General features: G+C 72.5%; 9 protein-coding genes. 5 read left to right on the top strand and 4 right to left on the bottom strand.

The annotated features are described in order from the left end of the window. Window positions 1-146: 146 nt before the first annotated feature. Entirely contained in the window at window positions 147-1,712 is a 1,566-nt protein-coding gene (locus BFV98_RS11030; RefSeq protein WP_071096180.1) for an aldehyde dehydrogenase family protein, read from the bottom strand. 429 nt (window positions 1,713-2,141) lie between these two features. Here BFV98_RS11030 and BFV98_RS11025 point away from each other — a divergent pair, with 429 nt between their 5' ends. The 3 genes from BFV98_RS11025 (at window position 2,142) to BFV98_RS11015 (ending at window position 8,315) form a co-directional block, all read left to right on the top strand. Continuing rightward, complete coding sequence (locus BFV98_RS11025; protein WP_071096178.1) at window positions 2,142-5,015, top strand: glycoside hydrolase family 9 protein; 2,874 nt, start codon at window positions 2,142-2,144, stop codon at window positions 5,013-5,015. A gap of 214 nt (window positions 5,016-5,229) precedes the next feature. After that, the gene (locus tag BFV98_RS11020; protein WP_071096169.1) at window positions 5,230-7,668 is read left to right on the top strand and encodes a non-reducing end alpha-L-arabinofuranosidase family hydrolase; all 2,439 of its coding nucleotides are present in this window, start codon (window positions 5,230-5,232) and stop codon (window positions 7,666-7,668) included. A gap of 23 nt (window positions 7,669-7,691) precedes the next feature. Further along, the gene (locus tag BFV98_RS11015; protein WP_013284867.1) at window positions 7,692-8,315 is read left to right on the top strand and encodes a DUF488 family protein; all 624 of its coding nucleotides are present in this window, start codon (window positions 7,692-7,694) and stop codon (window positions 8,313-8,315) included. Window position 8,316: 1 nt separating this feature from the next. Here BFV98_RS11015 and BFV98_RS11010 read toward each other — a convergent pair whose 3' ends face one another. The 3 genes from BFV98_RS11010 to bioB are packed head-to-tail and all read right to left on the bottom strand — an operon-like array spanning window position 8,317 to window position 10,045. Further along, a complete protein-coding gene (locus BFV98_RS11010) occupies window positions 8,317-8,823 on the bottom strand; it encodes a GNAT family N-acetyltransferase (RefSeq protein ID WP_013284868.1) in 507 nt (168 codons plus the stop codon). Between the two features lie 3 nt (window positions 8,824-8,826). Further along, complete coding sequence (locus BFV98_RS11005) at window positions 8,827-9,042, bottom strand: hypothetical protein (RefSeq protein WP_013284869.1); 216 nt, start codon at window positions 9,040-9,042, stop codon at window positions 8,827-8,829. A 7-nt stretch (window positions 9,043-9,049) separates the two neighbouring features. Continuing rightward, the gene (gene bioB, locus BFV98_RS11000; protein WP_013284870.1) at window positions 9,050-10,045 is read right to left on the bottom strand and encodes a biotin synthase BioB; all 996 of its coding nucleotides are present in this window, start codon (window positions 10,043-10,045) and stop codon (window positions 9,050-9,052) included. 160 nt (window positions 10,046-10,205) lie between these two features. On the opposite strand from bioB, the gene BFV98_RS10995 reads away from it, so the two are divergent. Continuing rightward, on the top strand, window positions 10,206-11,342 hold the full coding sequence (locus tag BFV98_RS10995; protein ID WP_013284871.1) for an 8-amino-7-oxononanoate synthase: 1,137 nt from the start codon (window positions 10,206-10,208) through the stop codon (window positions 11,340-11,342). Then, entirely contained in the window at window positions 11,339-12,067 is a 729-nt protein-coding gene (gene bioD / locus BFV98_RS10990) for a dethiobiotin synthase (RefSeq protein ID WP_013284872.1), read from the top strand. Before BFV98_RS10995 ends, bioD begins: the two co-directional genes overlap by 4 nt. Window positions 12,068-12,084: the final 17 nt, after the last annotated feature.

The following is a 12,084-nucleotide window of genomic DNA, read 5'->3' as shown; positions in this document are numbered from 1 at the left end:
TGCGCCGCAACGGCGCGGCACACCCGAGGGGTACGGCCCGACGGCCGGAACCGGCGCGGTCACGCGCCACCCGGGCCGGCCTCCGATACGGGGGACGGTGACACGGCGGGGCTCCCGATGCGGGGGCCCCGCCCGTCTGTGTGCGATCAGGTGGCCGGGTAGCTGTTGTAGTCGGGGAAGTTGCCGTAGAGCCGGCCGTCACCACCGACTGTGACCGCCTGCACGAGCAGGTCGCCGCCGACGAACGCGCCCTTCCAGGACGCGCCCCGGCCGCCGAACGGCTCGTCCCGGTCGCCCCGGGACCGCGGCTTGTTGATGCCCACCTTGAACGCCTGGAGGTCCACCGTTAGCTTGCCGGCGAGTTCCTCGTCGTCGCAGGCGAGAGACGCGACGAGCGCGCCGTTGGAGGCGTTCATCTGGGCCAGCAGCTCGTCGGTGGTGTCCACCACGACGATGGTGTCGACCGGGCCGAACGGCTCGGCGTGCATGAGGCGGGACCGGCCGGGCGGGGCCAGCAGCACGGCCGGTGCGACGTACGCGGACGTGTCCTGCCCGTCCAGGAACGGCGCGCCGTCCAGCTTGCCGCGGTGCAGCGGCACGGCGCCGCCGCGTACCGCCTCGTCGACCTTGCGCCGCAGCTCGTCGGCCTTCGCCCCGCTGATCAGCGGCCCGAAGTCCAGCTCGGGCAGCGGGTCGCCGGCCGACCAGTCGTCGCCGACGGCGAGCGGGTGCCCGAACCGGATCGAGCGGACCACAGGCAGGTACATGTCGAGGAACTCGTCGACCAGGTCGCGCTGGACCACGAACCGGGGGTACGCGGTGCAGCGCTGCTTGCCGTACTCGAAGCCCTTGCGCAGGTGGGCGGCGAGCGAGTCCCACTGGGAGAAGTCCCAGATGCCCCAGGCGTTGAGGCCCTCCTGCTCGATGAAGTGCCGCTTGTCGCAGTCGAGCAGCGCGGCGGCGACCTTGCCGCCGTTGGAGCGCCCGCCGACGAACGCCACCGCGCCGATCTCCGGTGCGCGGACGAGCACCTCGGACAGTTCCTCGCCGCTGCCGGACAGCAGCGTGGCGGGCAGCCCGGCGCGGCGCATCAGCGCGTGCGCGACGGTGAGGCAGACCGCGCCGCCCTGCGACGGGGTCTTGGCGATCACCGCGTTGCCGGCGAGCAGCTGCACCAGCTCGGCGTGCACGAGCACGCTCATCGGGTAGTTCCAGGAGGCGATGTTGCTGACCGGGCCGGGCAGCGGCTCCCGCCCGTCGGCGAGCATCCGCTCGATCTCCTGCGCGTACCAGCGCACGCCGTCCAGCGCGCGGTCCACGTCGGCGCAGGCCAGGCGCCACGGCTTGCCGATCTCCCAGACCAGCAGCAGGGCGAGCAGGTCGCGGTGTGCGGTGAGCGCGTCGAGGGCGTCGGTGACCCGGGCGACGCGCTCGGCCAGCGGGGTCTGTGCCCACTCCCGGTGCGCGTCGGCGGCGTGGGCGACGGCGGCGCGGGCCGTCTCGGCGTCGAGCCGGGCGAGGTTCACCAGCACCGTGTTGTCCACCGGGGTCCGTACGGCGGTGGGCGTGCCGAGCGCGCGCCAGTCGCCCTGGACGAGGTTGTGCAGCGTCGTGGTGCCGTCGGGGCCGGTGCCGAACGCCTCGGGCGTGGCGGCCACCGCCCGGGCGAGGGTGTCGGACCAGGAGGTGCCCTCGGCGAGTCGTAGAGCCATCGCGATCTCCTCAGTGTCGTCCGGGGAGCGGCGGCGTCGATGGCACCGCAGGTGAGGCGTACTGTCCCGCGGGCCGGAGCGGCCGGGCAACCGTACGCTCGTATGCCAGGACGGCCGCGCCGCCGACGACGCCCCGGCGGCTGCATTCACCACCGTGACGATGCCGCTGAGCTGGATCCGAACACGCTATATATCGACAAGCATCGATGGTGTGATCCAGCTCCCGATGGTTACCCGTGAGTACGCCCGAGCGGCCCGGATCAGCGCGCTCTTCCCCTGTGATGAACGGCGCATTACATTGTCGATTGTCCATGGGAGCGCTCCCGAACCTCTCAGGGACACCCCACCACCACCGCCACGCGGCAGCCGGAGCCCTGCGATACCGTCCCCGCTCCGGCTGCCGCCCGGCGCCAGCCACAGGAGCTCGCCATGCCCCGTCCGATTCCGCCGCCGGGAGGCCGGTCCCGGCTCCGCCGGCTGTTCGCCGCCGGCGCCGCGCTGGCCGTCGGCCTGGCCACGGCCGTCGCCGCCCCGCCACCCGCGTCCGCCTCCGCCGCACAGGCCGCGCCCGCGTTCAACTACGCCGAGGCGTTGCAGAAGTCGCTGTTCTTCTACGAGGCGCAGCAGTCGGGCCGCAAGCCCTCCTGGAACCGGGTGTCCTGGCGCGGCGACTCGGCGCTCACCGACGGCGCCGACGTCGGCGTCGACCTCACCGGCGGCTGGTACGACGCCGGCGACCACGTGAAGTTCGGCTTCCCGATGGCGTTCAGCGCCACCATGCTGGCGTGGGGCGCGGTCGAGTACCGCGACGGGTACGCCGCCTCCGGCCAGCTCACCCACCTGCTGAACAACCTGCGCTTCGTCAACGACTACTTCGTCAAGGCGCACCCCGCCGCGAACGTCCTCTACGGACAGGTCGGCAAGGGCGACGACGACCACAAGTGGTGGGGTCCGGCCGAGGTGATGCCGATGGCGCGGCCCGCGTACAAGATCGACGCGAGCTGTGGCGGCGCGGACCTGGCGGGGGAGACGGCGGCCGCGATGGCCGCCTCGTCCATGGTGTTCCGGTCCACCGACGCGGCCTACGCGGACAAGCTGCTCGGCCACGCCAAGCAGCTCTACACGTTCGCCGACACCGTGCGGAAGAACTACCACGAGTGCATCACCGACGCGACGAGCTTCTACAAGTCGTGGAGCGGCTACCAGGACGAACTGGTGTGGGGCGCGATCTGGCTGTACCGGGCCACCGGCGACGCCGCCTACCTGACCAAGGCCGAGAGCGAGTACGACAAGCTCGGCACCGAGCCGCAGTCCACCACCCGCTCCTACAAGTGGACCATCGCCTGGGACAACAAGCAGTTCGGCGCGTACGTGCTGCTGGCGAACCTCACCGGCAAGCAGAAGTACGTCGACGACGCCAACCGGTGGCTGGACTACTGGACGGTGGGCGTCAACGGTCAGCGGGTGCCGTACTCGCCCGGCGGGATGGCGGTGCTCGACTCGTGGGGCGCGCTGCGGTATGCCTCCAACACCGCGTTCGCCGCGCTCGTCTACAGCGACAGGACCACGGACGCCACCCGTAAGGCGCGCTACCACGACTTCGCGGTCCGGCAGATCAACTACGCGCTCGGCGACAACCCGCGCAACTCCAGCTACCAGATCGGCTTCGGCACCAACTCGCCGCGCAACCCGCACCACCGCACCGCGCACGGCTCCTGGTGGGACAGCCAGACCGTGCCCACCGAGACCCGGCACGTGCTCTACGGCGCGCTGGTCGGCGGCCCGTCCTCGGCCAACGACGCGTACACCGACAGTCGGTCGGACTACGTGATGAACGAGGTCGCCACCGACTACAACGCCGGCTTCACCTCCGCGCTTGCCCGGCTCACGAACGAGTACGGCGGCAGCCCGCGCGCCGGTTTCCCGTCCGCCGAGACGCCCGACATGGACGAGATGACAGTGGAGACCACAGTGATGCAGGCCGAGCCGCGCGCCACCGGGCTCAAGGCGATCATCTACAACAAGTCGGCGTTCCCGGCCCGGGCGCTGACGACCGGAAAGTTCCGGTACTTCTTCCGGCCCGACGGCACCGGACCGGTCACCGTCACGCCCGGCTACACCCAGGGCTGCCCGTCGCCGTCGACGGCGAAGCAGTTCTCCGGTGACATCTGGTACGTCGAGGTCGACTGCACCGGCTACACCATCGCGCCGGCCGGGCAGTCGCAGCACCGGATGGAGGTCCAGTTCAAGATCGGGGTGCCGGAGGGCGGCACCTGGGATCCGGCGAACGACCCGTCCTACCAGGCCACCGCGGGGCCGAACCGGAAGGTGCCGCTCTACTCCGGCGGCGTCCGCGTCTGGGGCGAGGAGCCCGGCCCGGTCACCCCTGACACCACCGCGCCCACAGTGCCCGGCACGCCTGTGGCGTCCGCCGTCACGTCGAGCGGGCTCACGCTGACCTGGGCCGCGTCCACCGACACCGGCGGCAGCGGCCTGGCCGGGTACGAGATCACCCAGTCGCAGACCGGAAGCGACGCGCTGGTGCTGCGGACCGCCACCACCAACACGCTCGCGGTGACCGGGCTGGCGCCGGAGCGGACGTACCAGTTCACAGTGCGGGCGCTCGACGGCGCCGGCAACCGGTCCGCGTCGTCGGCTGCCGTCAGCGTCACCACGCCGGCCGGCCCGGCGCCGGACACCACACCACCGACCGCGCCGGGCACGCCCACCGCCTCCGCGGTCGGCCCGACCGGCCTGACGCTGACCTGGGGCCCGTCCACCGACGCGGTGGGCGTCACCGGGTACCGCGTCTACCGCGGCGGGAACGTCCTGGTCGGCTCCGCCACCGGCACCACCCTGGCGGTGACCGGGCTGACCGCCTCCACCACGTACACGTTCACAGTGGTGGCGGTGGACGCGGCCGGCAACGTCTCGCCCGCGTCGCCCGGCGTCACGGTGACCACCACGGCCCCGCCCGCCGGCGGCTCCTGCGCGGTGACCTGGACGGCGAACACCTGGGACACCGGGTTCACCGCGAACATCACTGTCGCCAACACCGGCACCACGGCGATCAACGGCTGGACGCTGGCGTTCACGTTCGGCAACAGCGGCCAGAAGGTCGGGCAGGCCTGGTCGGCGAACGTGACGCAGACCGGCACGGCGGTGACCGCGTCGAACCTGTCCTACAACGGGACGCTGGCGCCGGGCGCGTCGACGAGCTTCGGCTTCAACGGCACCCACACCGGCGCCAACCCGAGGCCCACCGCGTTCACGCTGAACGGCTCCGCCTGCACCGTCTCCTGACCGCCGAGGCGGCGTGGCGTGGCCGGTACCGCACCCCGGGTGACCGGCCACGCCACGTCGCGCCTCGCGCCACCAAAAACGTTCCGAAACTTTTCCGAAACACCATTGTCCCCGCCGATGCGCGATGAAAGCATCGACGGAGCTAGATACCCCAATCGAGACGTCCAGTCGTTCCGCCCCGACGGCCTGGGTGTTGGCCAGTAAGGAGGCCAAGATGGCAATGAGCCCATCCGTTCATCGCGGCGGGAGTCGGCGACGGCGATCACCGGCCGTCCGGGCGCTGCTCGCCGGCGCGGTCAGCGCCGTGACGGTGGCAGCCGTCGCGGTGATGATGCCGTCGGCGAACGCCGCCGCGTCCACGCTGGGCGCCGCCGCCGCGCAGTCGGGCCGGTACTTCGGCACCGCCATCGCGGCGGGCCGGCTCGGCGACTCGACGTACAGCACGATCGCCGGACGCGAATTCAACATGATCACGGCCGAGAACGAGATGAAGCCGGACGCGACCCAGCCCCAGCGGGGCCAGTTCAACTTCAACTCCGGTGACCAGATCTACAACTGGGCGACCCAGCGCGGCTTGAAGGTCCGTGGCCACACCCTGGCGTGGCACGCGCAGCAGCCGGGCTGGATGCAGAGCCTGAGCGGCAGCAACCTGCGTCAGGCGATGATCGACCACATCAACGGCGTGATGGGCCACTACCGGGGCAAGCTCGCCGCGTGGGACGTGGTGAACGAGGCGTTCAACGAGGACGGCAGCCGCCGTCAGTCGAACCTGCAGGGCACCGGCAACGACTGGATCGAGGTGGCGTTCCGTACCGCTCGGGCGGCGGATCCGTCGGTGAAGCTCTGCTACAACGACTACAACATCGAGAACTGGTCGTACGGCAAGACGCAGGGCGTCTACAACATGATCCGGGACTTCAAGTCCCGCGGTGTGCCGATCGACTGCGTCGGGTTGCAGACCCACTTCACCGGCGGCAGCTCGCTGCCGGGCAACTTCCAGACCACGCTGTCCAGCTTCGCCGCCCTCGGCGTCGACGTGGCGCTGACCGAGGTCGACGTCACCAACTCGTCGACCAGCCAGTACGCGGGTCTGACCCAGGCGTGCATGAACGTGCCGCGCTGCATCGGCATCACCGTCTGGGGCGTCCGCGACAGCGACTCGTGGCGCTCAGGCGAGAACCCGCTGCTGTTCGACGGCGGAGGCAACAAGAAGGCCGCGTACACCTCGGTCCTCAACGCCCTCAACGCGGCCGCCCCGAGCTCCGGGCCGACCACGACCCCGACCACGGCACCGCCGCCCAGCGGTGGCGCCGGCCGGATCGTCGGAGCGCAGTCGGGCCGGTGCGTCGACGTACCGAACGCCACCCAGACCAACGGCACCCGGGTCCAGCTCTGGGACTGCAACGGTCAGTCGAACCAGCAGTGGACGTACACGTCGAACAAGCAGCTGATGGTCTACGGCACCAAGTGCCTCGACGCGAACGGCGCGGCCACCGGCAACGGCACCGGGATCATCATCTGGGACTGCAACGGCCAGTCGAACCAGCAGTGGAACATCAACTCCAACGGCACCATCAGCGGCGTGCAGTCCGGGCGCTGCCTGGACGTCTGGGGCACCGGCAACGGCCAGCAGATCCAGCTGTACGACTGCCACGGGCAGACCAACCAGCAGTGGCGGACCGACTTCGGTGGCACCACGCCGCCCCCGACCACGCCGCCGCCGACCACGACGCCGCCGCCGGGCGGCTGCGCGCTCCCGTCGACGTACCGGTGGTCGTCGACCGGCGCGCTGGCCAACCCGCAGAACGGCTGGGTCTCGCTCAAGGACTTCACGAACGTCGTCTACAACGGCAAGCACCTGGTCTACGGGTCGTACGTCAACAGCAGCGGCCAGTACAGCTCGATGAACTTCACCCCGTTCACGAACTGGTCCGACATGGCCTCGGCCGGCCAGAACGGAATGAGCCAGGGCACCGTGGCGCCCACCCTGCTGTACTTCGCCCCGAAGAACATCTGGGTGCTGGCGTACCAGTGGGGACCGACCTCGTTCAGCTACAAGACGTCGAGCGACCCGACGAACGCCAACGGCTGGTCCTCGGCGCAGACGCTCTCCACCGCCACCCTGCCCGACGCCCCGTACGGCGTCATCGACCAGACGCTCATCGGCGACGACCAGAACATGTACCTGTTCTTCGCCGGTGACAACGGCAAGATCTACCGGTCGAGCATGCCGCTGGGGAACTTCCCGGGCAGCTTCGGCTCGAACTACACGACGATCATGACCGACTCGACGAACAACCTGTTCGAGGGCGTCGAGGTCTACAAGGTGGCGGGCCAGAACCAGTACCTCATGATCGTCGAGGCGATCGGGAGCCAGGGACGCTACTTCCGGTCGTTCACGTCCAACAGCCTGAGCGGCTCGTGGACCCCGCAGGCCGCCAGCGAGAGCAACCCCTTCGCCGGCAAGGCCAACAGCGGCGCGACGTGGACCAACGACATCAGCCACGGTGACCTGGTCCGCACCAACCCCGACCAGACCAAGACCGTCGACGCCTGCAACCTCCAGTTCCTGTACCAGGGCAAGAACCCCAGTGCGGGAGGCGACTACAACCTGCTGCCGTGGCGGCCGGGTGTGCTGACCCTCCAGCGCTAGGCGCCACACCGTACGAGGAAGGCGTGCCCGGCACCCGTGCGGTGCCGGGCACGCCCTTTCCGGTGGGCCGGCCCGGCCGGCGGGCGGACGGCGCCGACCCGGGGCAAGCTGAGTCGGTGGAGCGCATGCTGCTGACCGTCGGGCACGGGGCCGCCCACCGGGACCAGCTCGGGGACCTGCTGGCCGGCGCGGCTGTCACCCTGATCGTGGACGTGCGCCGCTACCCGGCCAGCCGGACCAACCCGGACGTCCGCCGCGAGGCCCTGGAGCACTGGCTGCCCGAACGGGGCATCGGCTACCGCTGGGAACCGCGCCTCGGCGGCCGCCGGCACGTCCGCGCCGGCGAGCCGGAACCGGACACGTGGTGGACGGTCGCGGCCTTCCGGGCGTACGCCGCGTACACCCGCACGCCCGACTTCGACGCGGCACTCGACGAGGTGCTGGCCGACGCCGCCCGGGAGACCACAGCCGTGATGTGCAGCGAGAGCGTCTGGTGGCGCTGCCACCGGCGGCTGATCGCCGACGTCGCCGTGCTCGGCCGCGGAGTGCCGGTGTCGCACCTCATGCCGGACGGCCGGCTCAGCCCGCACCGGCCCGCCGAGGGCGCCCGCCGGCTGCCCGACGGGCACCTGCTCTGGGCCGGCTGACTCAGCCGGCCAGGTCCTCGGCGAGCAGGTCCATCAGCAGCGCGTCGTGCCAGCGCCCGTCCGCGCCGCGCTCGTAGCGGCGCATGATGCCCACCGGACGGAACCCCACCTTCGCGTACGCCCGGATCGCCGCCGTGTTCGCCGCCGCCGGGTCGATGGTGAACCGGTGGTGGCCGTACTCGTCGATCAGGTGCCGGACCAGCGTGCGGATCGCGTCGCCGCCCAGCCCCGAGCCGCGTACCGCCGGGTCGAGGAAGACGTCCAGGCTGGCGTGGCGGTAGTCCGGGTCGGTCTCGGCGTACCACTGGATCGCGCCGACCAGCTTGCCGTCGTGCTCGACGGCGTAGATCGTCACCGAGTCGTCGGCCAGGTCCGCCCGGACCGACGCGGCCAGGTCGTCACCGCCGCGCCACCAGCGGCGCACCTCGGGGGTGGCCCGGATCGCGGCCAGGGCGGGCACGTCGGCGTCGGTCACCGGCCGCAGCGTCACCGCCCGCCCGCGCAGCACGCCTCAGCCCCGCCGCTCGCCGTGCTCGACGCAGACCGCCGACCAGCCGGACGGTACGACCTGCACCTTCATCCGCCGCCGGCAGGACGCGCACCAGCGCGGCGGCTCCCACGCGCGGGCCGCCTCGCACGCCGGGTGCGGCCCGGCCGCCACCGACTCGCCGCACCTGTCGCACCAGAGCGCGGCGGGAGCCGCCGTGGCGGGGGAGGATTCGGTCACCGCTGCCTCACAGGGTCGCCGAGAGCGCCTTCACCGGCATCTTCAGGTCTTCCAGCAGCTTCAGGTCGGCCGTGGCGGGCCGCCCCAGCGTGGTCAGGTAGTTGCCGACGATCACCGCGTTGATGCCGCCCAGCAGACCGTCGCGGGTGCCGAGGTCACCGAGGGTCAGCTCGCGGCCGCCCGCGTACCGCAGGATGGTGCGCGGCATGGCCAGCCGGAACGCGGCGATGGCGCGCAGCGCGTCCTTGCCCTCCACCACCGGGCGGTCACCCAGCGGCGTGCCGGGGCGCGGGTTGAGGAAGTTCAGCGGCACCTCGTGCGGGTCCAGCTCGGCGAGCTGCGCGGCGAACTCGGCCCGCTGCTCGACCGTCTCGCCGAGGCCGAGGATGCCGCCGCAGCAGACCTCCATGCCGGACTCGCGGACCATCCGCAGCGTCTCCCAGCGCTCCTCCCACGAGTGCGTGGTGACCACGTTCGGGAAGTAGGAGCGGCAGGTCTCCAGGTTGTGGTTGTAGCGGTGCACGCCCATCTCGACCAGCTCGTCGACCTGCTCCTTGGTGAGCATGCCGAGCGAGGCGGCGACCTGGATGTCGACAGCGGCGCGGATGGCGGCGACGCCCTCGCGCATCTGCTTCATCAGCCGGGCGTCCGGGCCGCGCACGGCGGCCACGATGCAGAACTCGGTCGCCCCGGTCGCGGCGGTCTGCTTCGCGGCCTCGACCAGCGCCGGGATGTCCAGCCAGACCGAGCGCACCGGCGAGGTGAACAGACCGGACTGCGAGCAGAAGTGGCAGTCCTCCGGGCAGCCGCCGGTCTTCAGCGAGACGATGCCCTCGACCTCGACCTCCGGACCGCACCAGCGCATCCGGACCTCGTGGGCGAGCTGGAGCGCGGCGGGCAGGTGCTCGTCGGGAAGGTTCAGCACCGCGAGGACACCGGCCTCGTCGAGGCCGACGCCGTTGCCCAGCACCCGCTCCCGGGCCTGGTCGAGGATCTCTGGCATGGCTCGTAACCTAACAGGCCACCGTGAACGCGGGAAACACCGCCGCCGGCCCTCCGGCGAGCCGGGACCGCGCCACGCCGGGGCCGCCGGGGCGGGTGGTAACTTCGCCCCGCGGAAGCGCCCGGCGTGGGGCGTGAAGTCGGCGGGAGGGGACGGCACGGTGGCGGACTGGCTGGCGGCCCTGGACCGCCGCGCCGAGCTGCGGGCCCGGGCGGGGCTGACCCGCACGCTGCGCCCCCGCGCCGCCGACGACGCCGTGGTCGACCTGGCCGGAAACGACTACCTCGGCCTGGCCACCCACCCGGAGGTCACCGCCGCCGCAGCAGAGGCCCTGTCCGCGTACGGGCTGGGCGCCACCGGGTCGCGTCTGGTGCGCGGGTCCACCGACGCGCACCACGCGCTGGAGGACGACCTGGCCGGCTGGCTCGGCGTCGACCGGGCGCTGGTGTTCTCCTCCGGATACCTGGCCAACCTCGCCGCCGTCCGGGGACTGACCCAGCCGCGGACGCTGCTCGTCTCCGACGCCCACAACCACGCCTCGCTGATCGACGGCTGCCGGATCTCCGGCGCCGAGACGCTCGTGACGCCGCACGCCGACGTCGCAGCGGTGGCCGCGGCGCTCGCCGCCGCGCCGGGCCGCCCGGCGGTGGTGGTGACCGAGTCGGTCTTCTCCGTCGACGGCGACCTCGCCCCGCTCGCGGAGCTGCACGCGGTGGCCCGCCGCCACGGCGCGCTGCTGCTCGTCGACGACGCGCACGCGCTCGGCGTCACCGGCCCGGCCGGAGCCGGCGGGGTCGCCGCCGCCGGGCTCGCCGGCGCGCCCGACGTGGTGGTCACCGCGACGCTGTCCAAGGCGCTCGGCGGGGCCGGCGGCGTGGTCGCCGGGCCGGCCGAGTTCGTCCGCCACCTGGTGGAGACCGGCCGCACGTTCATCTTCGACACCGCGCCGCCGCCCGCGGTGGTGGCCGGGGTCCGCGCCGCGGTGCGCCTGGCCCGCGACGGCGACGCGCTGCGCGCCGAGCTGGCCGACCGGGTCGCCGCGGCGGTGCGCCGGCTCGGCGCGGCCGGGCTGGCCGTGTCCGCCCCGGACGGCGCCGTGATCTCGGTGACCGCGCCCGGCCCGCAGGAGGCGACCGCCTGGGCCGCCGCCTGCCGGGAACACGGTGTGGCGGTCGGCTGCTTCCGTCCCCCGTCCACGCCGGACAGCCGCTCCCGGCTGCGGCTCACCGTCAGCGCCGGGGTGGACCGGGCCGGCTTCGACCGGGCCCTGGACGTGATCGTGGAGTGTGCGCCATGAGCCTCGGCGACGCCTGGACCGGGCCGGTGCTGGTGACCGGCACCGACACCGAGGTCGGCAAGACAGTGGTGACCGCCGCCGTCGCCGCCGCCGCGCAGGCGGCCGGCCTGCGGGTCGCGGTGGTCAAGCCCGGCCAGACGGGTACGGCGACGGGAGAGCCCGGCGACGTCGACTCGGTGACCCGGCTGGCCGCCCCGCTGACCGGCCGGACGCTGGCGAGCTACCCCGATCCGCTGGCCCCGCTGGCCGCGGCCCGGGTGGCGGAGCTGCCGCCGCTGGAGCTGTACAACGCGGTCGACGCGATCCGCGAGGAGGCGGACAAGCACGATCTGGTGCTCGTCGAGGGCGCGGGCGGGCTGCTCGTACCGATGGGGTTGCGCCCGTCCGGCGAGCCGTGGACGGTGGCCGATCTGGCGGTGTCGCTCGGCGCGCCCGCGGTGGTGGTGGCGCGGGCCGGGCTCGGCACGCTCAACCACACCGCGCTGACGCTGGAGGCGCTGGAGCGGCGGGCCGTCCCGGCCGGCGTGGTGATCGGGGCCTGGCCGACCGAACCGGAACTGGTGCACTGGCTCAACCTGTCCGAGTTGCTGCCGAACCTGCTCGGCGCGGTACCGGCCGGCGCGGGCGGGATGGACCCGGGCGTGTTCCGCCGGTCCGCGCCCGGCTGGCTCACCCCCGCCCTGTACGGCGTGCTCGACGACTGGCGGGCCTGGGCCGAGGAGTAAGGAAGGGCCCCTTCTTA

The sequence above is a fragment of the Micromonospora sp. WMMB235 genome (assembly GCF_001855515.1).
GTDB classification, from domain to species: domain Bacteria; phylum Actinomycetota; class Actinomycetes; order Mycobacteriales; family Micromonosporaceae; genus Micromonospora; species Micromonospora aurantiaca.
This window is presented reverse-complemented; position numbering and strand designations above follow the sequence as displayed.

Bases quoted from the DNA above. Each gene is read 5' to 3' on its own strand.
- BFV98_RS11030 (WP_071096180.1), bottom strand. From the start codon at position 1,712: ATGGCTCTACGACTCGCCGAGGGCACCTCCTGGTCCGACACCCTCGCC.
- BFV98_RS11025 (WP_071096178.1), top strand. From the start codon at position 2,142: ATGCCCCGTCCGATTCCGCCGCCGGGAGGCCGGTCCCGGCTCCGCCGG.
- BFV98_RS11020 (WP_071096169.1), top strand. From the start codon at position 5,230: ATGGCAATGAGCCCATCCGTTCATCGCGGCGGGAGTCGGCGACGGCGA.
- bioB (WP_013284870.1), bottom strand. From the start codon at position 10,045: ATGCCAGAGATCCTCGACCAGGCCCGGGAGCGGGTGCTGGGCAACGGC.
- bioD (WP_013284872.1), top strand. From the start codon at position 11,339: ATGAGCCTCGGCGACGCCTGGACCGGGCCGGTGCTGGTGACCGGCACC.